The 23,142-nt window shown below is 47.2% G+C and carries 21 protein-coding genes; 8 read left to right on the top strand and 13 right to left on the bottom strand.

Features of this window, described 5'->3' with window-relative positions; translation table 11 throughout:
* The first annotated feature begins 402 nt into the window (after window positions 1-402).
* Window positions 403-957 carry a hypothetical protein gene (locus tag F7D47_RS04945; RefSeq protein WP_153084975.1) on the top strand — a complete coding sequence of 185 codons (555 nt, stop codon included), beginning with the start codon at window positions 403-405 and terminating at the stop codon, window positions 955-957.
* On the opposite strand, the gene F7D47_RS04940 is transcribed toward F7D47_RS04945, so the two are convergent.
* A complete protein-coding gene (locus F7D47_RS04940) occupies window positions 942-2,168 on the bottom strand; it encodes a serine/threonine-protein kinase (RefSeq protein WP_153084974.1) in 1,227 nt (408 codons plus the stop codon). The two genes, F7D47_RS04945 and F7D47_RS04940, sit on opposite strands and share 16 nt — an antisense overlap.
* A 610-nt stretch (window positions 2,169-2,778) precedes the next feature.
* On the opposite strand from F7D47_RS04940, the gene F7D47_RS04935 reads away from it, so the two are divergent.
* Together F7D47_RS04935 and F7D47_RS04930 are read left to right on the top strand one after the other, a co-directional pair.
* Window positions 2,779-3,051 (top strand): hypothetical protein, encoded by a 273-nt coding sequence (locus F7D47_RS04935; RefSeq protein ID WP_118067395.1) that lies wholly within the window; start codon window positions 2,779-2,781, stop codon window positions 3,049-3,051.
* 1 nt (window position 3,052) lies between these two features.
* Window positions 3,053-3,451 (top strand): type II toxin-antitoxin system VapC family toxin, encoded by a 399-nt coding sequence (locus F7D47_RS04930; protein ID WP_117728507.1) that lies wholly within the window; start codon window positions 3,053-3,055, stop codon window positions 3,449-3,451.
* Between the two features lie 209 nt (window positions 3,452-3,660).
* Here the strand turns inward: F7D47_RS04930 and cysK are convergent, their stop codons facing one another.
* The 6 genes from cysK to F7D47_RS04900 form a co-directional block, all read right to left on the bottom strand.
* On the bottom strand, window positions 3,661-4,608 hold the full coding sequence (cysK, locus tag F7D47_RS04925; RefSeq protein WP_153084973.1) for a cysteine synthase A: 948 nt from the start codon (window positions 4,606-4,608) through the stop codon (window positions 3,661-3,663).
* Between the two features lie 64 nt (window positions 4,609-4,672).
* The gene (locus tag F7D47_RS04920) at window positions 4,673-5,968 is read right to left on the bottom strand and encodes an O-acetylhomoserine aminocarboxypropyltransferase/cysteine synthase family protein (protein WP_006849406.1); all 1,296 of its coding nucleotides are present in this window, start codon (window positions 5,966-5,968) and stop codon (window positions 4,673-4,675) included.
* 426 nt (window positions 5,969-6,394) lie between these two features.
* On the bottom strand, window positions 6,395-7,288 hold the full coding sequence (locus F7D47_RS04915) for a hypothetical protein (RefSeq protein WP_153084972.1): 894 nt from the start codon (window positions 7,286-7,288) through the stop codon (window positions 6,395-6,397).
* Window positions 7,289-7,351: 63 nt separating this feature from the next.
* Window positions 7,352-7,798, bottom strand: coding sequence for a DUF6108 family protein (locus F7D47_RS04910; RefSeq protein WP_119227769.1), 447 nt, complete (start codon window positions 7,796-7,798; stop codon window positions 7,352-7,354).
* Window positions 7,799-7,864: 66 nt separating this feature from the next.
* On the bottom strand, window positions 7,865-8,404 hold the full coding sequence (locus F7D47_RS04905; RefSeq protein ID WP_153084971.1) for a hypothetical protein: 540 nt from the start codon (window positions 8,402-8,404) through the stop codon (window positions 7,865-7,867).
* A 16-nt stretch (window positions 8,405-8,420) separates the two neighbouring features.
* The gene (locus F7D47_RS04900; protein ID WP_153084970.1) at window positions 8,421-8,921 is read right to left on the bottom strand and encodes an RNA polymerase sigma factor; all 501 of its coding nucleotides are present in this window, start codon (window positions 8,919-8,921) and stop codon (window positions 8,421-8,423) included.
* A gap of 114 nt (window positions 8,922-9,035) precedes the next feature.
* Here F7D47_RS04900 and F7D47_RS04895 point away from each other — a divergent pair, with 114 nt between their 5' ends.
* Window positions 9,036-10,658, top strand: coding sequence for an L-lactate permease (locus F7D47_RS04895; RefSeq protein WP_228113420.1), 1,623 nt, complete (start codon window positions 9,036-9,038; stop codon window positions 10,656-10,658).
* A gap of 83 nt (window positions 10,659-10,741) precedes the next feature.
* Here F7D47_RS04895 and F7D47_RS04890 read toward each other — a convergent pair whose 3' ends face one another.
* Complete coding sequence (locus F7D47_RS04890) at window positions 10,742-11,686, bottom strand: DMT family transporter (protein ID WP_153084968.1); 945 nt, start codon at window positions 11,684-11,686, stop codon at window positions 10,742-10,744.
* Window positions 11,687-11,862: 176 nt separating this feature from the next.
* Here F7D47_RS04890 and F7D47_RS04885 point away from each other — a divergent pair, with 176 nt between their 5' ends.
* Window positions 11,863-12,681: an AAA family ATPase gene (locus F7D47_RS04885; RefSeq protein ID WP_153083601.1), complete on the top strand. Its 819-nt coding sequence runs from the start codon at window positions 11,863-11,865 to the stop codon at window positions 12,679-12,681.
* Window positions 12,682-12,720: 39 nt separating this feature from the next.
* Entirely contained in the window at window positions 12,721-13,719 is a 999-nt protein-coding gene (locus F7D47_RS04880; RefSeq protein ID WP_153084967.1) for a DUF4435 domain-containing protein, read from the top strand.
* Window positions 13,720-13,816: 97 nt separating this feature from the next.
* On the opposite strand, the gene F7D47_RS04875 is transcribed toward F7D47_RS04880, so the two are convergent.
* The 4 genes from F7D47_RS04875 to dxs form a co-directional block, all read right to left on the bottom strand.
* Window positions 13,817-14,779 carry a type I phosphomannose isomerase catalytic subunit gene (locus tag F7D47_RS04875; RefSeq protein WP_153084966.1) on the bottom strand — a complete coding sequence of 321 codons (963 nt, stop codon included), beginning with the start codon at window positions 14,777-14,779 and terminating at the stop codon, window positions 13,817-13,819.
* 187 nt (window positions 14,780-14,966) lie between these two features.
* Window positions 14,967-16,424: a TrkH family potassium uptake protein gene (locus F7D47_RS04870; protein WP_153084965.1), complete on the bottom strand. Its 1,458-nt coding sequence runs from the start codon at window positions 16,422-16,424 to the stop codon at window positions 14,967-14,969.
* Window positions 16,425-16,454: 30 nt separating this feature from the next.
* Window positions 16,455-17,798: a Trk system potassium transporter TrkA gene (gene trkA, locus F7D47_RS04865; RefSeq protein ID WP_153084964.1), complete on the bottom strand. Its 1,344-nt coding sequence runs from the start codon at window positions 17,796-17,798 to the stop codon at window positions 16,455-16,457.
* The gene (dxs, locus tag F7D47_RS04860) at window positions 17,795-19,687 is read right to left on the bottom strand and encodes a 1-deoxy-D-xylulose-5-phosphate synthase (RefSeq protein ID WP_153084963.1); all 1,893 of its coding nucleotides are present in this window, start codon (window positions 19,685-19,687) and stop codon (window positions 17,795-17,797) included. Before dxs ends, trkA begins: the two co-directional genes overlap by 4 nt.
* 178 nt (window positions 19,688-19,865) lie before the next feature.
* On the opposite strand from dxs, the gene F7D47_RS04855 reads away from it, so the two are divergent.
* Window positions 19,866-21,272 carry an aminopeptidase C gene (locus F7D47_RS04855; protein ID WP_153084962.1) on the top strand — a complete coding sequence of 469 codons (1,407 nt, stop codon included), beginning with the start codon at window positions 19,866-19,868 and terminating at the stop codon, window positions 21,270-21,272.
* Between the two features lie 125 nt (window positions 21,273-21,397).
* Window positions 21,398-22,681, top strand: coding sequence for an L-cysteine desulfidase family protein (locus F7D47_RS04850; protein ID WP_118190651.1), 1,284 nt, complete (start codon window positions 21,398-21,400; stop codon window positions 22,679-22,681).
* A gap of 266 nt (window positions 22,682-22,947) precedes the next feature.
* Here F7D47_RS04850 and F7D47_RS15085 read toward each other — a convergent pair whose 3' ends face one another.
* Window positions 22,948-23,136: a hypothetical protein gene (locus F7D47_RS15085; protein ID WP_367379474.1), complete on the bottom strand. Its 189-nt coding sequence runs from the start codon at window positions 23,134-23,136 to the stop codon at window positions 22,948-22,950.
* Between the last annotated feature and the right edge of the window lie 6 nt (window positions 23,137-23,142).

The following is a 23,142-nucleotide window of genomic DNA, read 5'->3' as shown; positions in this document are numbered from 1 at the left end:
TTCTGAAGGTTCTGGACTACCTGTACACAAAGAATGAAAATCAGCTCACACCAAAGGGTATATATCAATGTCCATCCCGCCGAAGCGGAATGGATACAATAATACACGGTTGGGTGAACAACTTCTGTCTTCGTTCTTGTGTACAATGAATTGTCCAGATTCTCAGTACGAACTAAGCATGGTTGTTTCCTTAACATGTCTGCTGCTTGTTTAGAACAGCACTGCAAATATACCATTTTTTTTCTAAAGTTGTTCATTGTGAGCTGATTTTTTTGCAAAAATAGGTGTTTTTTCTGCTTTTTCAGCGTTCCATTCCGTTCCAAGTTCAAAATATAGGGCGTTTTTAGTCGAAATATTGGCTTTTTTGTGTGTTGCTTGGATTTGTTTCAGTATCTTTGCAGCATGGAACAGATATTACGTGAAATGATAGAAAAGATGGTGGGGCGCAAGATGGTTGTGCCCCGCGACTTCGCTTGGTTGAGCGAAAAGGTGGAGGAACGTACCCAGCAAAGGGTGAGTGCCTCTACGCTGCGACGATTCTGGGGATACGTGAGCGAAGGGGTTTCTGCCAGCAAGTTTACCAAGAATGTTTTGGCGAATTTTCTCGGTTATGCGGACTTTGAGGAGTTTGGATTGTCGCAAGGGACGGGAGAGCGGCAGAGCCAGATGGTTATCGGCAAGGAAATCTCATGTGATGTTCTTTATGAGGGACAGATGCTCAAACTTTCCTGGCTGCCCGACAGAACCTGCATCATCAGGTATCAGGGAAACGGAAGTTTCAAGGTAGTATCATCAGAAAATACCAGATTGGCGAAAGATGATACTTTTGAGTGCCATCATTTTATCAATCATGAGCCTGCTTATCTTCATGTCTGGAAACATGGAGATGATGAACCGGTTACTTACGCAATTGGTAAGAAGAACGGCATCATCGTAGAGCATTATTTGGAAGATTGAAATCTCGACAAGGTGGGCTTCACATATCTTTCAGAGGTATAAGAGGACAGCTCGTAGATGATATCTGCCTTCTTGCTGCCGGCGATGTCTTTAGAGAATGTCTGCGGATAAGTGGTCGTGATGAAATCATTGCTCTTATCTATAAACCGATAGAATGCCTCGCTCTTTTTCTCAACAGACCGGATGGTGTCGATGCCGGATTCCTTCCACATCTTGTCGATTGTCTTCTTGCCTTCGGATAGGAGTTCGGCGGCTTGTGCCTGTGATGCAGAAGATGGCTCGGTAGCTGTTGGCTGCAGGGAATTCTGACCGCCGGTAAGTGGGGCAGGCTTCTTGGTTTGCTGGCGGATGACTGTATCCTTCTTGGCTTCGGTATGCTCAGGAGTTGTGCTAATGCTCTTTTCCTGCTGATGCAGTAATGGGTAACTGATGAAACCTAATAAGATGATACAGACCAAAGTTGCGATTGCGATACGCTTGATACCGGATGGATGGCTGTTTCTGCGAGCCATGAAATCGGCTTTGAGTTCGTCAACATTGGCATATCGCTGGGTTATGGGTGCCTTGCATCGCTTGATGATAGCTGGATAGGGTTTGCCGGGAAGTATCTTTTCCAGGATACAGCCTATGCTGAAGATGTCATTGCGGATGTCTGCCTGTTGGGATACAATCTGTTCAGGTGAGATGTAGCCCGGTGTGCCGGCAGGCTGTTTGAGAATGGCAAAGTCGTCGGTATCTGAAAGTCCGAAATCGATGAGCTTTACATGATTGCCGTTATGGGTAATCATGATATTGGAAGGTTTTAAGTCTCTGTGTACTATCTGCTTGGCATGGATGTAATGCACGGCATCAAGCAACTGGAGGAAGATGCCTTCTCCCTCAGTCTTCTTGCCGCTCCAGTGTTCCAGCGTGATACCGTCTATCCATTCCATCACGATACAGGTACCTATTTCCGGTATTTCTTCCATGCTGTAGGCTGATACGATGTTGGGATGCTGCAGGGATATGAGGATATCGAACTCTTTGTGCAGCAGGTTCTTGTAGTTTTCGTCTTGACGGTATTGCTCCTTCAACCCCTTGAGTACCCACCATCTGCCATAGCGCTTTGCCTTGCAAAGAATGTTGAATCCTTTGCAAGGTATGGGAGTAAAGTCTGAAAATTGCTCAGACCTTCTACTTTCTTCTATGATGATTCCAGAATATGAATCCATGTTACTCAGACTGGGTTGATAATTCGGTTGCAAAATTAACTAAATAGAGATACCCATCCCACAGAAGCGGGATGGATATTAGTATACATATTGGGGCAAACAACTGGAACTGTCATTCTTGTGTACTGCGAACTGTCCAGATTCTCAGTCCGAACTAAGCGTAGTTGCTACCTCTTTATGTCTGCCGCCATTACTAACGGCATTGCAAATATAGGCATTTTAAAAGAAATTTTCAAGCGGAAACGAAACTTTTAGTATTCTTTAAACTTTGACGATTGGTTCAAACTCATTCCTCCCCGAGCTTATAACTTATTTTATATAGGAACTGGTTGTCGCAAATCCACTCTCTTTTTAATACCTGGCAGGTTGGCTATCAAATCACATCAAAGCGGTCTTTGCCATGGTTGTGCGGGATGGGACCGCCGGGGGAAGAGAGTTTACAGTTAATAGTTTATAGTTAACAGTTTACAATTAATAGTTTATAGGTTGCTGTTTTCTGATGATTTTGGGTAATTGGCTGATAATTTGCAGATTTATTCTGATTTTCTTGGTGGTTTCGTAGAAAAAGCGTATTTTTGCGGAAAAGTTGAACGTTTTAAAGGAGATAATTATGAATATAGTTGCTTTAAGTAATAGGCTTGCAAGTAAGGTTCCTCATTGGCATGAACTCGAAAAGTTAAGTAAGGAAGATAAGATAGAGGTTATTGCTTTACTTTCCATGTCGATAGCTGATGCAGAGGAAATTAAAACGCCAGCAGATAGGACTAAAGAAATGGTAGAACGTTGCTGTGGTTCATGGGTTGGCGAACAGTCGGCAGAAGATATTATAGCTAATATCAACGAGAGTAAAATGTCAAAGTCAGAACCTGTCAATTTTGGATGATATGAATTACTTGTTGGATACCAATATTTGTGTATATTTTATGAGGGGTAAACGTAATGTTGCTGCTAAAATTTCAGAAATTGGTCAAGAACATTTCTTTATCTCTGAGATGACTTTGGGAGAATTACTTTATGGGGCTCAGTGTAGCGATAGACCTTCTGAGAACATTAGAGCTGTTCATGTGTTTTGCCAGTATGTAACAATATTGCCAACGGCAAATATTTGGAATGAATTTGCTGTACAAAAGGCATTTCTTCGTAAAAAAGGTCAACTTATTGAAGATGCTGACATAATTATCGGTACTACAGCTATCATAAATAACATGGTTATGGTTACAGAAAACGTTAAGCACATAGGGAGGCTTAATGGTATTGTTGTTGTAAATTGGATGGAAAAATAATTAGCTGTAGGAGTAACCGCCCATGGTAACGGCATGATTAAAATTCCATACGGATCGGATGAGGCGCACCACGCCATAGCAGACTCCTATCAAGACCTGTTTGACAGGAACAGAAAGGCTTGATATGCAAATCCCCAACCTGCTATGGGATAGCTGGTTGGGGAAATTATGATAGATTTTGCTTCCATCAGAAAATATCCGATTGTGAATTACAATGGATACTCCTCGAAAGCGTAGAGTACAGTGCTTAAATAACGCTCACCAGTATCTGGCAAGAGGGCAACAATCTTCTTGCCCTTGTTCTCAGGACGCTTCGCAATCTCGGTGGCTGCAAAGGCAGCAGCACCAGATGAGATTCCTACCAAGAGGCCCTCGGTCTGAGCCAAATCACGACCTGCCTTGATAGCATCATCGTTCTGAATATCCAATACCTCATCGATATATTCTGAAGAGTAAGTCTCTGGAATGAAACCGGCACCGATGCCCTGAATCTTGTGAGGACCGCTCTGTCCGCCGTTCAATACAGGCGATGTGGCAGGCTCTACGGCAATCACCTTCACGTTTGGATTCTGCTCTTTCAGGTACTTGGCGATACCCGAAATGGTTCCACCTGTTCCTACACCGGCTACGAAGACATCAATCTCGCCATCGGTATCAGCCCAGATTTCTGGTCCTGTTGTGGCATAGTGTTTGGCAGGATTGGATGGGTTGGTAAACTGTCCCAGAATCACGGAACCAGGGATGGAATCGCGGAGTTCCTCGGCAGCCTTGATGGCGCCAGGCATTCCGTCTTTACCGCTTGTCAGTCTCACTTCTGCGCCGTAAGCCTTCACCAGGTTTCTGCGCTCCACACTCATGGTTTCAGGCATGGTGAGGATGAGGTGGTAGCCCTTTACGGCTGATACCAGAGCCAAACCTACACCCGTGTTACCGCTGGTTGGTTCGATGATGGTGGCACCTGGTTTCAGGATGCCCTTCTGCTCAGCGTCTTCGATCATCGCAAGTGCGATACGATCCTTTACGCTTCCGCCAGGATTGAAGAATTCTACCTTGGCAATCACAGGAGTCTCCAAACCCTTGGATGCTGAATACTTACCCAATTCTACCAATGGGGTCTTACCGATTAAATCAGTAATCTGTTTATATATCTTTGCCATAACTGTACTCTAATTTAAATCATTAATAATTAATCACTAATAATTAATCACTACTCACTAATCACTACTTTACGTAGGTAAATGCCTCATCGAGTGCCTCAATCAGGTCGTCGATGTTCTCGATACCGATGCTCAGGCGAACGGTAGAAGGATAGATGTGCTGCTCCTCCAATTCCTCTGGGCTCAACTGAGAGTGGGTGGTTGTTGCTGGGTGGATAACCAGTGACTTCACGTCGGCTACGTTAGCCAGCAAAGAGAAGATGCGCAGGTGGTCGATGAACTCCCATGCCTCTTTCTCGCCGCCCTTGATATCGAAGGTGAAGATAGAACCACCGCCGTTAGGGAAGAGCTTCTTGTAAAGCTCGTGGTCTGGATGAGAAGGAACGGCTGGGTGATTAACCTTTGCCACCTTAGGGTTGTTCTCCAGATACTCTACCACCTTCAATGCATTCTGAACGTGACGCTCTACACGGAGGCTCAATGTCTCCAAGCCCTGAAGAAGAATCCAGGCGTTGAATGGAGAGATGGTTGCACCGGTATCACGAAGGATGACCGCACGAATTCGGGTTACGAAGGCTGCTGCTCCGGCTACATCTGCGAATACGGCACCATGATAAGATGGGTCTGGCTTAGCGAGAGTAGGGAACTTGTCGGCATTTGCCTTCCAGTCGAACTTACCGCCATCTACGATGACACCACCGAGAGATGAACCATGACCGCCGATGAACTTGGTAGCAGAGTGAACCACGATATCTGCTCCGTGCTCGATAGGGCGGATGAGGTATGGGGTGCCGAAGGTGTTGTCGATAATCAATGGGATGTTGTGGCGATGAGCAATCTCTGCCAACTTATCGATATCGGTTACATCTGAGTTAGGATTTCCGAAGGTCTCTGCATAGAGTGCCTTGGTATTGTCCTGGATGGCAGCCTCTACCTGCTCGAAGTTGCGAGGATCCACGATGGTGTAGCTGACACCCTGTGTGGATAATGTATGAGTGATGAGGTTATAAGTACCACCGTAGATGTTGTCGGCAGCAACGATGTGGTCGCCATTCTGAAGAATGTTCTGCAGAGCGTAGGTAACGGCGGCAGCGCCAGAAGCGACAGCCAAACCTGCTACACCACCCTCGAGGGCAGCCACACGGTCTTCGAATACACCCTGAGTAGAGTTGGTCAAGCGACCATAGATGTTACCTGCGTCACGGAGTCCGAATCTATCGGCAGCGTGCTGAGAGTTGCGGAACACGTAACTTGTGGTCTGGTAGATAGGCACCGCACGAGCGTCGGTAGCTGGATCTGGATTTTCCTGACCTACATGCAACTGAAGTGTCTCAAAGCGAAGTTTCTTTTCTGTACTCATAATCTATGTCCTTTCTTTAATTTTACGTTAATATTCAATCTTATTCATTTATATAAATTTGTCGCCCAAAAATCAGATTGATGTTCTCTCTCTGAAAGACATTCTGATGTCCTTCTGAAAGTCATCATGCTGTTTGTTCTGATTGACGTTGCAAAGGTACGGCGATTTTCTGGATTCTGAAATAGCATATGAGTAGTATTCCTGCTACCACGTTTGTGGTATTCAGGTGATTTTTTGCTAAAAAAAGGGCAAAATTACCTAATTTGGCCGTGATTTGTTACCTAATTTGGCCGTGATTTGTTACCCAATTTGGCTGTGTTTCACTTCCGAGTTTGGCCGTTAAACAGCAAAAAGTGGCGATAGGTGTGCGAAATCTATGTTTTTTTATGAGATTTCGCACACCTATCGCCACTTTTTTGAGAGAAATTACAGTCTAAATCCTAAGCCGATGGTCATCGGGTAGCACTCGGGAGCCTTGGTCTTGTTGAGCAGTGGGGTTATTCCAGTACGGGCGTAGAGCATCACTCCTGAGTAGCCGGCACGGGCCTCGAAGTTCAGGCCGATAGGGTTGAGGTTGATATCGCCCGTTTCGGTATGTTTGTGCTTTCCGATGAAGTAGCGGGAATGCTCGTGCCAGCGGTATTCTATCGATGGACCTAACGCCAGGAATGCATCATGGCATCCTATGCGCTTCTGCCACTCCAGCATGATAGGCAGGCGGAGCACATTGTAGCTGATATAGCTTTTCTTCAGCGTCTCGCCTTCTATCGGAGTCATTGAAGATACCCCGTTTTCGGTGCTTAATACATAATTGTCCTTGAAATGGTGGTGTACCTGTCCGATGGAGAGAGAGGAGGTGAGCGCCATTTCGTTGGAAAGGCGGAAACAGAGACTGGTGAGGGTGATGCCCCATTCCCACGACTTGGAGTCGCGACTGTGCATCTCGTTGTTGCCTCCCATGCTTCCCCTGCTGCCTGGCAACTGGCTGCAGCCGAAGAAGAAGGTTGGATAATGACTCTCCAGACTGCGCTTGCGCTTGCTCAAAGTCTGAGGGATGAAAGGCGAGGTGACAAATACCTTTTCTACTTCCTGACCATCTACGAATTGGGTTTCGGAAATCTTGGTCATCTCGTTGCCGTTCATCTTATATATCTTCACAGAAGTCTGTTCACCATCCTGCTTGATGACGATGTTCTGGTCGTTCACTCTGATTGTGGTGTCGTTAGCCTCTACAGAGACTGGTGCACAGTTGCTGTTGGTTTCAGCAAGGGCGAAGGCTGGCATCATGGCAGCCATCATCATTACGTTTTTGATATTCATAATACTTTATTTTATGTTGTTTCTTATTCTTATTGAGAAGATTCCAGAAGGAAAATGTTGTTTCTATCTTCTGGAATAGCAGAGTTTCATGATATCTTCGGGCGACAGATCGCCTTCGATATAAATCACGGTTCCCTTGCTTTTACTCGGGTTACTGAAGAGGATGAAGCGGTTGTTGCCATTGCTCAAGGGTGCCATCATGTAATAGCCGCTCACCATCTTGCCATTTTCCACCACCTCTCTGATCTTTTTCGCAGCCTTGCGGTCGGACTTCAGATAGTGGGCTATTTCCGTGGCATGGTTCTTATATACCAGGCTCTTGTATATCTTGAGCCTGTAACCTTTGAGTTGCGTATTCTGCATCGTAACCATCTTGCATCCCTTGGCGTGTCCGAAGCGTTGGAATATACTTTTTACGTACAGCCCCTCCTGGGCATTAGCCGAAATCGAGGCTACCACGATAAGAAGCAGTCCGATGAAGAAGCGTTTTATCAAGTTGCATCGTTTCATATTCTATACCTTATTATATATATTATACTTTATAGTTTGATTGATTGTTTCATCTAAAAGATGAATTTATTGTTTCATCATATCCAGGGCACTGAATGGATCTTCGGAATCTGCCGAAACATCTTCCAGGGCATCCAGGGCTTCGTGGTGAACGAACTCCTGGTCGGTATAAACCTTTCCATCGATAACCGCATAACATTCAGGCTGAGGCTGGGCTATCTTCTGGATGCCCACAATCAGGAATGCGATGATAGCGGCTGCTGCCACAGAAGTGCCGAAATATTTGAGCCATCTGCTGCGAGAAGCTTCCTTCTTTGGAATTTCTTCCTTCTCGATATCTTTTTTTTCGAAATCCTCCTCCTTCTCTTCTTCTCCTTTTAGAATTTGAGAAAGATTCATCTGTTCGAATCCGATATAGCTGAAGAGGGCGCGATAGGATTCCCATTCTTCCGGAATATCATTGCCATGCTCTTCGAAATATTTTCTGAGCGTTGCCTCCTCCTCATTGGATGTGGCACCATCCATATACTTGTCGAGCAAGTTCTGTATCGTCTTGAATTCATTGGTGTTCTTGAATTCATCGATTCTTTTTATTTCATCATTCATAACTTTTCCTCCTTCTTTATTTTGTTCTGTTCTGTTTCACGATATTCATATAGGTCTCTCTGATTTTGAGTCGGGCTCTGGAGAGATTCTTTCGGAGATTATCAGCTGTACATCCCGTTATCTGCATGATTTCATCGGCAGTATAGCCTTCTATCTCCTTCATGCGGAATATTTGCTGCTGCAAGGGCGGAAGCTGTGCCACTATCAGCTTGATGAGGTTTACCTCGTCCCGTTGCTCTGCCCGCCGGTCTTCTATGGGCACTTCCATCACCTTGTCGGTGGTGAAGTTCCGTTCCTCATGTCGGCATTGGTCATAAAACTTGTTGCGCATGATGGTGATGGCTAGCGCCTTGAGGTTATCTTCTGCCTTGATTTCATGGCGCATGTCCCACAGCCTGAGCATGACTTCCTGCACGAGGTCTTCGGCATTGTCGTCACTCTCAGTCAACCTTAGCGCATACGCTTTCAGGTCGCTGCGCATCGGTAGGATGATATGGTTGAATTCTTCTGTTCTCATAACCTTTACACTCTATAGACGTATGAAATTGAAAAATCGGACATCTAAGAAGAGATTTTTTTCAAAAAATGCTTTCTTTTTTCAAAGAAAAATGTTATTTTTGCAGTCATAAACATAAAATTTAGCAATCGAAAACTTTATAAAACTGAATGGCTTATGGCATCAATTGTTTCTATTATTCCCATCGTGTTGCTGTTCATCCTGATGCTCGGCTTCAAGATGGCAGGTCATAAAAGCGCCTTGCTGACGCTCGTAGTTACCGTGTTGCTTGCTCTCTTCGCTGCTTCGCCGCTAGGCATGATTGCCCCAGAACATGCGGAGAACAGCGTGATCGCCCTGACGGGATGGGCGGTGGTGGAAGGCATCCTGAAGGCGGTATTCCCGATTCTCATCATCATCCTGATGGCTATCTACAGCTATAATATCCTCGTGGAAAGCAAGCAGATAGAGGTGATCAAGAGGCAGTTTACATCGATTACCGATGATAAGGGACTGCTCGTGCTGCTCCTTGTATGGGGATTCGGCGGACTGCTCGAAGGTATGGCGGGCTTCGGAACGGCGGTGGCGATACCTGCTGCCATCCTCATCGGACTCGGATTCAAACCGATGTTCTCGGCTCTGGTTTCCTTAATCGGTAATACCGTGGCTACGGGATTTGGTGCTGTGGGTGTACCGGTTACTACGCTCTGCAATGAGGTGGCTGAAAGCGGATCGGCTTCGGCGGCACAGATTTGCGAGACTTCGGCTTTCGCCATCATCCAGCTGTCACCTCTCTTTATCCTCCTGCCTTTTATCATCCTGACGCTTACCGATAAGCACAATCTTATCAAGAATCTCATCATCGCCCTCTGGGTGGGAGTGATTTCCGTGGTAGTGCAGTTTGTATGCGGCTATTATCTCGGTTCGGAGACTCCTGCCATCATCGGTTCGCTGGCAGCCATTATCGCCATCATCGCATACGCCAAGGTGTTTGCCAGAAAGAGCAAGGTGCAGGATAAGGAAACCTTTACACTTGCCGAAAGCCTGAAGGCATGGAGCGTTTACCTTTTTATATTGATATTCATCCTGGTTTCCGGAGCACTCTGTCCTCCGGTCAATGCTTTCCTCAAGAGTCATCTGGTGAGTGCGGTTCATCTGCCTGTGCTCGACAGCACCTTTAAGTTTGGCTGGATATCCAATGTGGACCTGATGCTCTTCTTGGGTGCTACGATTGGTGGATTGATTCAGGGATTGAGCCTTAAGAGATTGATGGTGATTCTTGCCCGTACCACGGTGAATCTGCGTAAGACGGTGGTGACCATCTGTTCGCTGATAGCCCTGGCAAGCGTGATGAACTATTCGGGAATGATTACTGCCATCGCCTCCGGACTGGTGGCAGTAACGGGAAATTTCTATCCTCTGGTTGCGCCGATGATTGGTGCCATCGGAACCTTCGTAACGGGGTCTGATACCTCTTCGAATATCCTCTTTGCCAAGCTCCAGGCTCATGTTGCCAATCAGTTGGGCATGACGGGACAGAGCACTTTCTTTGGTATGGAGGGCGGTCAGGAAAACTGGCTGGTTGCTGCCAACACTACGGGAGCCACGGGTGGCAAGATGATCAGTCCGCAGAGTATCGCCATTGCTACTGCAGCCTGCGATATGGAGGGAAAGGATGGAGAGATTCTCCGTTCGGCCATCCCATACGCCCTGCTGTATATCGTATTGGGCGGACTGATGGTTTACTTCGGTTGCTGATATCTTTTCTGATATAAAAAACTGTCCTCATCTGTTATCTCAGATGGGGACAGTTTCAGTTTTATAAATCGACATTATATCTTTTAAGCATGCCTTTTCTCGTAGGCCAGGCTGTGGTCGTGCTGGTCGATATCTCTCTTCGACTTGCTCTTTACCACGAGCCATACGCCAGAGAATACAAGGATGGCGGCGATGGCCTGCATACCCTTGAATACGGCGAGACCCACGATAACACTCACGGTAACCGATACCAGCGGCTGCACATAATTATATACACTTACCACGGTAGGGCGCAACGTCTTCTGACCAATCATCATGCAGATGTAACCCAGATAGGTGCCGAAGAGAACCACGTAGCCCGTTTCCCACCAGGTGCTCATCGGAACATGGGCAAAGTCGATGCTCATCACGTGGCTGATGGTGAAAGGCCATATCAGAACCGTTGCCCAGAGGAACATCCACTTGTTGATGGTGAAGAGCGAATACTTAGACAGCAGGTTCTTGAAGAGCGACAGGTAGAGGGCGAAGGAAAGCTGCGCCGACATACAGAGCAGGTCACCCCAGATGTTTCCCACCTTGGCATTGCCAGCCGTAGCACTCGTCATGATGATGATGACGGCACCTGCACATCCCATCAGCACGCCGAGCGCCTTCTTCCAGGTGATAGGCTCCTTCAATATCAGGAAGGAGAGAATCATGGCGAAGATAGGCATCGAGGTGGTCATAATGCTGGAATTGCTAGGCGAGGTCATGTTCAGACCGATGGTGTAAGAACACTGGTTGAACACGAGGGCGAAGAGCCCGGCAGCAGCAAACTTGAAGATGTCTTTTACTGGAACATGCTCTTTCTTGGTGAAGAGCGAGGTGAGCCAGAAGAGGATGGCACCACCCAATACACGGAAGCTCACCAGGTCGATGCCGTCGATGCCGTGAAGCATGGCATCCTTGCCTACGGGAGCCATCAGTCCCCAGAATGCGCCGGAACAGAAGAGGCACAGGTGGGCGATAAGAGGTCGTTTGTTATCCATTTTTTCCTTATTTCTATTTAAATCTTCCTATTTTTGAATAAAATCGAGTGCAAAGGTACAAAAATTCGAGGAATTTTGCTATATTTGCGGTATATTTTTTGAAACTTAAAGGAGTTAAGAAGTTAAGACAATAGTCTTTTTCCGTTCTTGACTATTAAAGATAGGAGATTATTCTTATGCAGAAATATGTTGATTATATCAAACAGATAGAGATTGAATCTCTCTGGAGCGGTACCAAACATATTCTTTGGAACCTCGACCGCCGTGTCAATATCCTGAGTGGTGTAAACGGCGTGGGCAAGAGTACTATATTAAATAAGGTGGTAAAGGGTCTGGCGGCTGGCGGTGAATTCCCTAGTCACATGATCAAAGGTGTGCATCTGAAGGTGGAGCCGGAGGAGGCAAAGTGGATTAGATATGATGTAATCCGCTCGGTAGATAGACCATTGATGAATGCCGAGATGATCAACAAGATAGACCTTACCCTGGTTACCGAACTCGATTGGCAGCTCTTCCAGCTGCAGCGCAAGTATCTGGATTACCAGGTGAACATAGGCAACCGCATCATCGCCGTCTTGCAGAGTGGCGAACCGGATGCAGCCTTCAAGGCTCAGAAACTGAGTGAACCGAAGAAGTTGTTCCAGGATATGGTAGATAATCTTTTCAAGGATACCGGCAAGACCATCATCCGTACTGCCAACGAAATCCGCTTCAACCAGATAGGCGAGCAGCTCTCGCCTTATCAGCTCTCGGCTGGTGAGAAGCAGATTCTTGCCATCCTCCTCACCGTGCTGGTGGAGGACAACCAGTCATACGTCCTCTTTATGGATGAGCCGGAAATCAGCCTTCATTTCGAATGGCAGAAGCAGCTCATCGGTTTGGTGCTGCAGCTTAATCCGAATATCCAGATCATCATGACCACCCACAGTCCTGCTGTGGTCATGGATGGATGGACCGATAGGGTGACGGATGTGAATGATATTACGATTTCGTAATGTTGAATGTTAAGTGTTGAATGTTGATTTTTTCAGCTTATGGCTAAACGTTTAACCGATAATATCAATTCCCAGTTCTTCGAGGCAGCCAACAGGATGACCTCGAAGAAGGCTCGGCGCAAGATTGTGGCTTACGTCGAGAGCTATGATGATGTCTTCTTCTGGCGGTCGGTACTGGGAAAGTTTGAGAATGAAAAACGCTATTTTGATATCATGCTGCCTACCCGTAACCAGCATTTAGACCGAGGCAAGAAGGCTGCTATCTCCAGTATGCTGAAGGGAGTAGGTAGGGATATGATAGCCTGTGTAGATGCCGATTACGATTATCTGCGTCAGGGCTCAACCGAGTCTTCCCAGCAGATGTTGGAGAATCCTTACATCTTCCATACCTATGCCTATGCCATTGAAAATTTCCAATGTTATGCCAGAGGATTGCACGAAACCTGTGTGATGGTGACGCTCAACGACCGTCGCATCTTCGATTTCGAGCGTTTTCTTGAGTCCTATTCCCGTACCATCTGGCCCCTCTTCTTATGGCACATGCTGTTTTATGTGCGTCATCGCAAGATGTCGATGCATTTTGATATGGCGGAGTTTGATAAGGTCATCATGCTGCCTTCTGTCCGAATCCAGGATCCTAAATGGGCGATAGATTATTTGGGAAAGAAGGTGCGGGCAAAGCTGTTCCAGCTGGAGCGCCGCTTCAAGAAGTTTAAGGATGAGTTGGATGAAATGGCTCTTTACCTCAACAGTCTGGGTGTAAACGAGAGCAATACCTATTTATATATTCAGGGTCATCATCTCTTCGACCTGGTAGTAAGTCCCATCGTCCAGAGTGTTTGCGATGCTTTGCGCAATGATAGGGAGAATGAAATCCGCGACCGTGCCCTCCATTCCGAGCAGGCCCGCACCGAAATGGCATGTTATGAGAATAGTCTGGGCAAGGTGAAGATGATGATGAAGAAGAACACCTTCTACCAGTTCTCTTCCGAATTCCAGAAGATTCAGGCGGATGTGGAAAAGTATTTGGAAAGGTAAAAAAGTAAAAAGGTAAAAGGGTAAAAAAGTAAAAAGAGCCTGGCGGGATGTCATCTGCCTGCTTTCTTTTTACCTTTTTACTTTTTTACCTTTAAAATTATACGTATGTCTCCAGGAACTTCAAGGTTCCTTCTATCTTCAATGTCTTGGTGCTGGCAGGAACAACGATGCTCTCGCCGCCCTGGAGCGTAATCTCGTTACCCTCGTTGTCGGTAATCTTAGCCTCACCCTTCAAGCCAATCAGAATCACGAAGCTGTCCAACTCTGAATAATCCAGCGTCATTGGTTCATCGAGATCATAAACGGCTGTGGTGAAGTAAGGGCATTGCACCATGCTTACACCCTGGTTCTTGGCAGGAGTGTAGTGCTGGCGATAGTCTGGCAATACGGTGTAGTCGATGCACTCGGCAGCTTCCTTGGTGTGGAGCTGACGATAGTTGCCATCCTTGTCCTTGCGCTTGAAGTCGTAGATGCGATAGGTAACATCGCTGGTCTGCTGAATCTCGACAACGAAACAGCCTGTTCCGATGGTGTGGATTCTGCCGGCTGGGATAAAGAAGCAGTCACCTTCCTTCACGTTATACTGAGCCAGGGCATCGGTGATGGTATCGTTCTCTACCATCTCCTTGTACTGCTCAGGAGTAATCTGCATCTTCAAGCCGTTGTAGAGCTTGGCATCCGGCTCACATGGCAGTGCATACCACATCTCGGTCTTGCCGCGTTCCTTACCTTGCTTCTTGGCAATTTCATCATTAGGATGCACCTGGATAGAGAGGTCGCGGTTGGCATCGATAAACTTGATGAGCAGTGGAAACTCATTGCCGAAACGCTTGTAGTTCTCTTCTCCGAGGAAGCTTCCCTTCCGTTCTGCAACAACCTCGTTGAGGCTCTTGCCCTGCATCTCGCCATCGGCTACGATGCTTTCATTTCCTGGTACTCCAGAGATTTCCCAGCTTTCTCCCACATTCTCTTGCTTTACGTCGAGATGCTTGAAAGTGATAATCTTACTGCCACCCCAGATGGTGGATTTTAATAGCGGTTGAAATTTTAATGGTTTCATTATTACCTATATTTAGTTTATAAATGTACTCTTCAGTACGGTTTCTTACTCTCCGGTAAGGCTCTTGCTGAACCTATACCTTATTATATATAACGCTTTTTGTGCGAAATATACTTAGTCTAGTAAGCGTATTTCTTACTTCAAATATCAACTTCTCTTTTATTTTCTAACTCCCCCTCTGGGTATGTTAGTTCTCTCTCCAGAATGCTGGCGTTAAGATAACCAGCACACTGAATATTTCCAGACGACCGATGAGCATCATCAGCGAGCAGAACCATTTTGCCACATCCGGCAGTTCGCTCCATGACATGGTTGGTCCGATTTCCGTACCCAGCGTAGGTCCCACATTACCCACACAACTCAGGGTGATGGTGATGGCATTGGTATTGTCGATGCCCATGGCTATCATCGTGAACGATATCACCAGACAGATGATGAGATAAGTGGTGAGGAAGGCAAGCAGCGTAACACGCTTCTGCATCGGTACGTTCACACCATCAATCTTCAATGGCAGCACGGCGTTAGGATGCAGAATCTGGCGGAATTCATTCTTCACCATTCTTACCAGCATCACGCCACGGATACATTTCAAACCTCCACTCGTACTGCCCGAGCAGGCTCCGAAGAACATGCAGGCTGCCAATACCACCCAGGTAACATGAGGCCACACAGCAGCATCGTCGTTAAACAGACCGGTGGTGGTGATGAAAGAAACCACCTGGAAGATAGCACTTCTGAAGGCATGCTCCACATCGTAGTTGCGCATCACCATCAGCTCTACCATGATGAAGGCGCTGAATGCAGCAACCAGGAATGCATAGAACTTAAACTCTGAGTTCTTGAACAGATCCTTGATTTTAAACTTGATGACGGCTGCATAGAGCAGGGTGAAGTTCACACCCGACAGGAAACAGAAGAACGTACAGATGTATTCCAGCGCTGGTGAATGGAAGAACTCGGTACTGCTGTTGTGGGTAGCGAAACCACCCGTTGCCGTCGTGCTCATCGCATAGTTGAAACTGTCGAAGAGATTCATTCCCGCCACATAGTAGGATATGATGCAGGCGATGGTGAGCATCAGATAGATACTCCATATCCATTTTGCCGAAGTGGAAAGACGGGGATGAAGTTTGGTCTTGATAGGACCTGTAGCCTCGGCAGCAAACACCTTGGTCTGTCCTCCTACAAGCGATGGCAGCAGGGCGATGGTGAAGAACACGATTCCCAGACCGCCTATCCATTGGGTGAGCGAACGCCAGAACAGCAGTCCGTGGGGGAAACATTCTACATCGTCTAATATCGTAGCCCCCGTTGTCGTAAATCCCGACATGGTTTCGAAGTAGGCATCGGTAAAGTTGTTGATGTATCCACTCACCATGAAGGGGAGGGTTCCGAAGAAACTGAATACAATCCATGAGAGCGTTACCACGAGATAGGCATCACGGCGCGACATTGAGTTATCTGCTCCGTGTCCTCGCCATTTCAGCACCAGTCCGCCTCCGATGGTGGTAAGTGTTGCCACAATGAAGGCAAAGATGTCGTCCTGCTGGTAATAGAAAGCTACCAGCAGACTGACGAAGAGCAGGAAAGCCTCGATGAAAAGCAGTTGCCCTAAAATCTTATATATTAATTTGCTGTTTATCATATATGAAGTATGTCTCTATCTCCTTCACGCTTAGATGAAGTATTTCTCAATTTTCTTCATGTTGATGTTGTGGCAGAAAACCATCACCGAGTCGCCCGGTTCTATCTGGGTATTACCCGAAACGAGCATTCCTTCTTCACCGCGAACCAGTCCACCGATGGTTACACCGATAGGCATGCCGAGTTCCTTCACCGGTTTCTGGGTTACCTTCGAACCTTCTTTGGCTATAAACTCAGCTACATCGGCATTAGCGCTCATCAGGAATCTCACGTTCATCACGTCGGCATCGAGCATCATCTGGTAGATGTAGCTGGCGGCAATCATCTTCTTGTTGATGATGGTACCGATATCCAGACTCTCTGCCATGCTCACGTAGTCTACGTTTTCTACGGCAGCCACCGTCTTGCGCACACCCATTCTCTTGGCTGTAAGACAGGCCAGGATATTGGTTTCGGCGTTACCGGTCAGTGCCACGAAGGCCTGCGTGCTGCGGATACCTTCTTCTACGAGCAGCGGAATGTCGCGTCCGTCTCCATGAATAATGAGCGTCTTGTTCTCATCGAGAATATCGTTGAGATATTCGCAGCGCTCCTCGCTCATCTCGATAATCTTGCATTCCATATATTCCGGCATCTTCTTTACGGCTCTTACGGCTGTGCGTCCGCCACCCATAATCATCACGTTCTTCACATCCACATAGTGCTCCTTGCCTACAATCTTGCGGATATATGGGATGTAGTTGCGGGTGGTCATGAAGTAGGCGAGGTCGTAGAGTTTCAGTTCATCGTTACCGCCAGGGATGATGGTATCACTGCCTCGCTTGATGGCTACCACGTGGTATGGATCGTTAGGACCGCTGATGTTCTTGAGCGGTTCGTTCAGTATCTCGCATCCTTCGCGCAGTTTGATGCCGAGCATGACGAGTGCGCCGTCGTGCACATCCCAGCGCTGACGTACCCAACTCATTTTCAGTCCGTTATTGATATCTACGGCTGCGAGCATCTCCGGATAAATCAGTTTGTTGATACCTAACCCTTTGAAGAATTCCTGGGCCTGCGGATCCATATATTCCGGGTTATCCACGCGGGCTACTGTTCGCTTGGCACCTAGGTTCTTGGCAAGGATGCTAGCTGTGATGTTGGTACTTTCTACCGGGGTTACGGCGATGAAGAGATCGGCATCTGCAACCCCTGCATCGCGTAAGATCTGAAGACTGGTAGGCTTGCCCAACATGGTGAGAAGGTCGCAGTCGGAGCCAATGCTAGCCAGGCGCTCTTCGCTTTCATCGATGAGCGTAATCTCTTCATTGCTGCGTGACAGGAGTCTCGCCAGGTGAGTACCTATGGCATATGCGCCAGCTATGATTATTTTCATTTCTTAATTGCTTCTTTGATTGATTCTTTATCGAGATGCACGATTTCTCTGAGTTGTGCTACGGTTCCGTGTTCCACAAACTCATCTGGCAATCCCATTCGGGTCATCTTTGGCTGATAGTCATGGTCGTTCATCCATTCCAGTACGGCTGAGCCCATACCGCCCATACGAACGCCGTCTTCGATGGTGATGATGCGGCTGAACTTTTCGCCCACCTCTTTCAGAATGTCTTCATCGAGTGGCTTGAGGAATCGCATATCGTAGTGGGCGATGCTCATTCCGGTTTCGGCTTCTACCTCAGCGATAGCCTGGGCGGCATCGTTTCCGATAGGACCGATGGTAAGAACGGCTACATCGGTGCCGTCTTTCAGCTTTCTGCCGGTACCGGTCTTGATTTCCTCCATCGGGTTGCGCCAGTCTACGAGCACACCCTTGCCTCTCGGATAACGGATAACATAGCTGCCATGACCTGGCAACTGGGCTGAATACATCAGGTTGCGCAACTCATGTTCGTTCATCGGAGATGCGATGGTGAGATGCGGAATCGGACGGAGAGCCGCCATATCGAAGGCACCATGATGGGTTGGTCCGTCTTCACCTACCAGTCCGGCACGGTCAAGACACATGATAACCGGCAGGTTGAGCAGTGCCATGTCGTGGATGATGTTATCGTAGGCACGCTGTGCAAACGAACTGTAGATGTTGCAGAAAGGAATCAGTCCGTCTTTCGCCATACCTCCAGAGAAGGTAACGGCATGTCCCTCGGCAATACCTACATCGAAAGTACGGTTTGGCATCGCCTTCATCATGATGTTCATGGAGCATCCTGTAGGCATGGCTGGCGTCACACCTACAATCTTCGGGTTCTTCTGAGCCAGTTCCAGCAGCGTCTCACCGAAAACATCCTGATATTTCGGAGGCTGGTTGCTGGTATCTGCAATGATTCTCTCACCCGTTTCCGGATCGAATTTGCCTGGCGCGTGCCAGATGGTAGCACTCTTCTCGGCTGGTTCGTAACCCTTTCCCTTGGTGGTATGCAGGTGCAGCAGCTTAGGACCCTTCATGTTCTTAAGCTGTTTGAGCACTCTCGCCACTTCCTTAACGTCATGACCGTCGAAAGGTCCGAAGTAGCGGATATTCATACCCTCGAAGATGTTCTGCTGATGACTCAGTGCCGACTTCAGTGCATTGTTCAGGCGCAGGATGCCCTTCTTGCGGTCTTCGTTGAGATAGCCTTTGGAGTGCAGCCACTGTGATGCCTTGAAACGGAGGCGGTTGTAGGTCTCGTTGGTATCGAGGTTCAGGAGATATTTCTCCATACCGCCCACAGCCCGGTCGATGCTCATATCGTTGTCGTTCAGGATGATGAGCATGTCGTTAGGTGTACTTGATACGTTGTTCAGTCCCTCGAATGCCAGTCCGCCGCTCATGGCTCCATCGCCAATGACGGCTACCACATGCCTGTTGGTATCTCCGTTTTCGCGTGCGGCAACGGCCATACCGAGTGCTGCGGAGATGGAATTGCTCGCATGTCCGCAGGCGAAGGTATCATATTCGCTTTCTAAAGGTGTAGGGAATGGACGGATGCCGTGCAACTTGCGGTTGGTACAGAAGTTGTCGCGACGTCCTGTTAATATCTTATGTCCGTAGGCCTGGTGTCCCACATCCCATACAATACGGTCGTATGGGGTGTTGTAGATATAATGTAGGGCTACGGTTATTTCCACCACGCCAAGAGAGGAGGCAAAATGACCGGGGTTGACGGCAACCTCGTCGATAATGTCTTCTCTTAACTCTTTGCAGACTTGTGGCAGCTGGTCAATGCTCAGCCGTCTCAAATCTTCCGGGTATTTTATACTATTTAATAGACTAAACTTGTTCTTGTCCATGTTTTCTTCGTGAAAATCTTGTGCAAAGATAATGCTTTTTTCCTATATAAAGCACTTTTGAGGCAATATTTTCGCTTTTTCCGATTATTCTTTGTATTTTTGCAAAGGAAATTTCTGAAAAAGGAATGAAATCCGGAATTAGTTATATAACAATAAGCAAATAAATACCTTTATCGTGATGAGAAAAAATGTATTACTTTTGGGAGCCATGATGATGGCTTCCATGTCTCTGATGGCGCAGACCAAGGGTGGCGGCATCAGTCAGTCTGCTCTCCAGCAGATGGAGAAAAGCCAGCAGGTAGGTGTAGCCAACAAGGCACTCTTCAATGCGATTGCCAACAACAGCATTGATGACCTTGTGAAGAATCATGCCAACGAGGCCCCGGTTGATACTCATTTCAGCATCGAGACTCCTTCGCAGAGCATTCACAACCAGAAGAGTTCGGGCCGTTGCTGGATGTTCAGCGGTTTCAACGTGCTCCGTTCTAACTTTGCTGTCAACGACAAGCAGGGTAGAGTGGTGGAGTATTCTCAGGATTATCTCTTCTTCTATGACCAGCTGGAGAAGGCCAACCTCATGCTGCAGGGCGTCATCGACCTTGGCAAGAAGAGCATCGAGGATCCTCAGGTGCAGTTCTTCTTCAAGAATCCGCTCAATGATGGCGGTACTTTCTGTGGTGTTGCCGATTTGGCAAGCAAGTATGGTCTCGTACCAATGAGTGCCCAGCCTGAGACCTTCTCAAGCAACAATACTTCCAAGATGAGCCGTCTCGTAAGCAGCAAGCTCCGCGAGTATGGTCTGGAACTCCGCAAGATGGTGGCTCAGGGCAAGAAGTCGGCAGCTATCCAGGCTCGCAAGAACGAGATGCTCGGTCAGGTTTATCACATGCTGAGTCTTACTCTCGGCGAACCGGTAAAGGAATTTACCTATGCTTTCCGCGACAAGGATGGCAAGCAGGTTGGCGAGGCGAAGAAGTATACTCCTAAGAGTTTCTATGAGGAGACGGTGGGCAAGGACCTGAACGGTACCTTCCTGATGGTGATGAACGACCCACGCCGTCCTTACCACAAGACATACGAGGTAGAGTACGACCGCCACACCTACGATGGTCATAACTGGAAGTATCTGAACCTGCCTATGGAGGAGATAGCCCAGCTCGCCATCGCCTCTCTGAAGGACGGTCATAAGATGTATTCAAGCTATGATGTGGGCAAGCAGCTCGATAGAAAGCGTGGCTATCTGGCACTCGACAACTTCGATTACGCCAGCCTCTTCAATACCTCATTCCCAATGAACAAGGCTGACCGCATCGCTACTTTCGATAGCGGTTCTACTCATGCCATGACGCTGACAGCTGTGGATCTCGATGCCAATGGCAAGCCTGTAAAGTGGAAGGTGGAGAACAGCTGGGGTGCTGACAATGGTTTTGCCGGTTGCTTCATCATGACCAACGATTGGTTCAACGAGTACATGTTCCGCCTGGTAGTAAACAAGAAGTATGCTTCTGAGCAGCTCTTGAAGGAATTCGACCAGAAGCCAACCATGCTGACTCCAGATGATCCTCTGTTCCAGTTGGAAGACTAATTCATCAAGAAATATAGATTTAAACCGTATTTTTCTCGTGAAAAGAGAAGAATACGGTTTATTTTTTGTATTTTTGTACCCGAAATAATGGTAAGAACGTTATTTATATAAAAGTTATATAGATTATGTTAGAGAAAAGTAAGCGTGAGCGCATCATTGCGCTCGTTAATAAAGAGGTGGTTCCTGCCATCGGCTGTACCGAACCGATGGCTGTGGCACTATGTACAGCCAAGGCTGCTACTACATTGGGCAAGCGCCCTGAACGTATTGAAGTTCTTCTGAGTCCTAATATGCTCAAGAATGCGATGGGTGTCGGCATTCCTGGCACGGGTATGATCGGCTTGCCTATCGCCGTATCGCTGGGTGCGCTCATCGGAAAACCTGAATATCAGCTGGAAGTGTTGAAAGATCTTACTCCCGACAGTCTGGAACAGGGCAAACAATATATCAAGGATGCGGATATCAACATCAAACTGAAGCAGGGTGATGTAGATAAACTCTATATCGAAATCATCTGTCATGCCGGTGAAGACCAGGCTACGGCAATTATCTCCGGTTCACATACCCATTTTGTGTATGTTGAGCGTAATGGCGAGGTGGTGCTCGATAAGCGTGGCGGTACTGTGGGTGATGAGGCTGATGATGATATCCAGCTCAATTTCCCGATGGTTTACGAGTTTGCAACAACAGCTCCGCTCGATGAGATTTCTTTCATTCTCAAGACCAGAGACTATAATATGAAGGCTGCCGAGTTGAGTATCAAAGGCAACTATGGCCACTGCCTGGGCAAGACGATGGACCGTCCGTTGAGTCATGGTATCTTCGGCGATAATATTTTCTCGCATATCATCTCCCGCACCGCTTCAGCCTGCGATGCCCGTATGGGTGGTGCCATGATTCCGGTGATGAGTAACAGCGGCAGCGGCAACCAGGGCATCTGTGCAACGAATCCTGTGGTGGTTTATGCGCTAGAGAACGAGAATACCGAGGAGGAAATGATCCGTGCCCTGATGCTCAGTCATCTGACTGCCATCTATATCAAGCAGAGCTTAGGCAAGCTTTCAGCTCTTTGCGGTTGTGTGGTAGCCAGTACGGGCAGCAGTTGCGGTATCACCTATCTGATGGGTGGCGATTATACCCGCATCTGCAATTCTGTCAAGAATATGATAGCCAATCTCACCGGTATGATTTGTGACGGAGCGAAACCAAGTTGTGCCCTGAAGATTTCATCAGGTGTCAGCACCGCTCTTCTTTCCGCCCTCCTTTCTATGGAAGGCAAGTGTGTCACCTCTGCCGAGGGTATCGTAGATGATGATGTGGATAAGTGCATCCACAACCTCACGAGCATTGGTGCCGATGCGATGCGAGCTACCGATGATATGGTGCTCGATATCATGACGCATAAATAATATAGCTTTTGATAAGTTATTTAAATAGTCTTAGAAACCTATATTGTTTACCTTTTAAATATAGTTCCGTATGGTTGCCGGCAGCTGCCAGCAATCTTGCTGCCATATGCCGACAATGTTGCTGCCATATGCCAGCAACCTTGCTGGCGGCTGCCGGCTATTAGATAGATCTACTTCTTCATGCCGATAGATACGGCTTCTGTAGCTAATTCACATGCTTGCAATGGATTATAACACAAAGCTACAATGGACTTAAAGCATGATGTTTATTCTATTACCAATATTATGATCTTGCGTATCGTTATCATCTTATTCTTAAAATTAAAAGATATTAAAAAACTGGCTTTTTCTTGGATATAATCGCGGATATGTGTATATTTGCACCATCCGATAATCGCGGATAGGTGTAAAAACCGAGAAATATTAATCGCGGATAGGTGTAAAAATCGAGAAATATTAAT

It is taken from the genome of Segatella copri, from assembly GCF_009494835.1.
GTDB classification, from domain to species: Bacteria; Bacteroidota; Bacteroidia; order Bacteroidales; family Bacteroidaceae; genus Prevotella; species Prevotella copri_F.
This window is presented reverse-complemented; position numbering and strand designations above follow the sequence as displayed.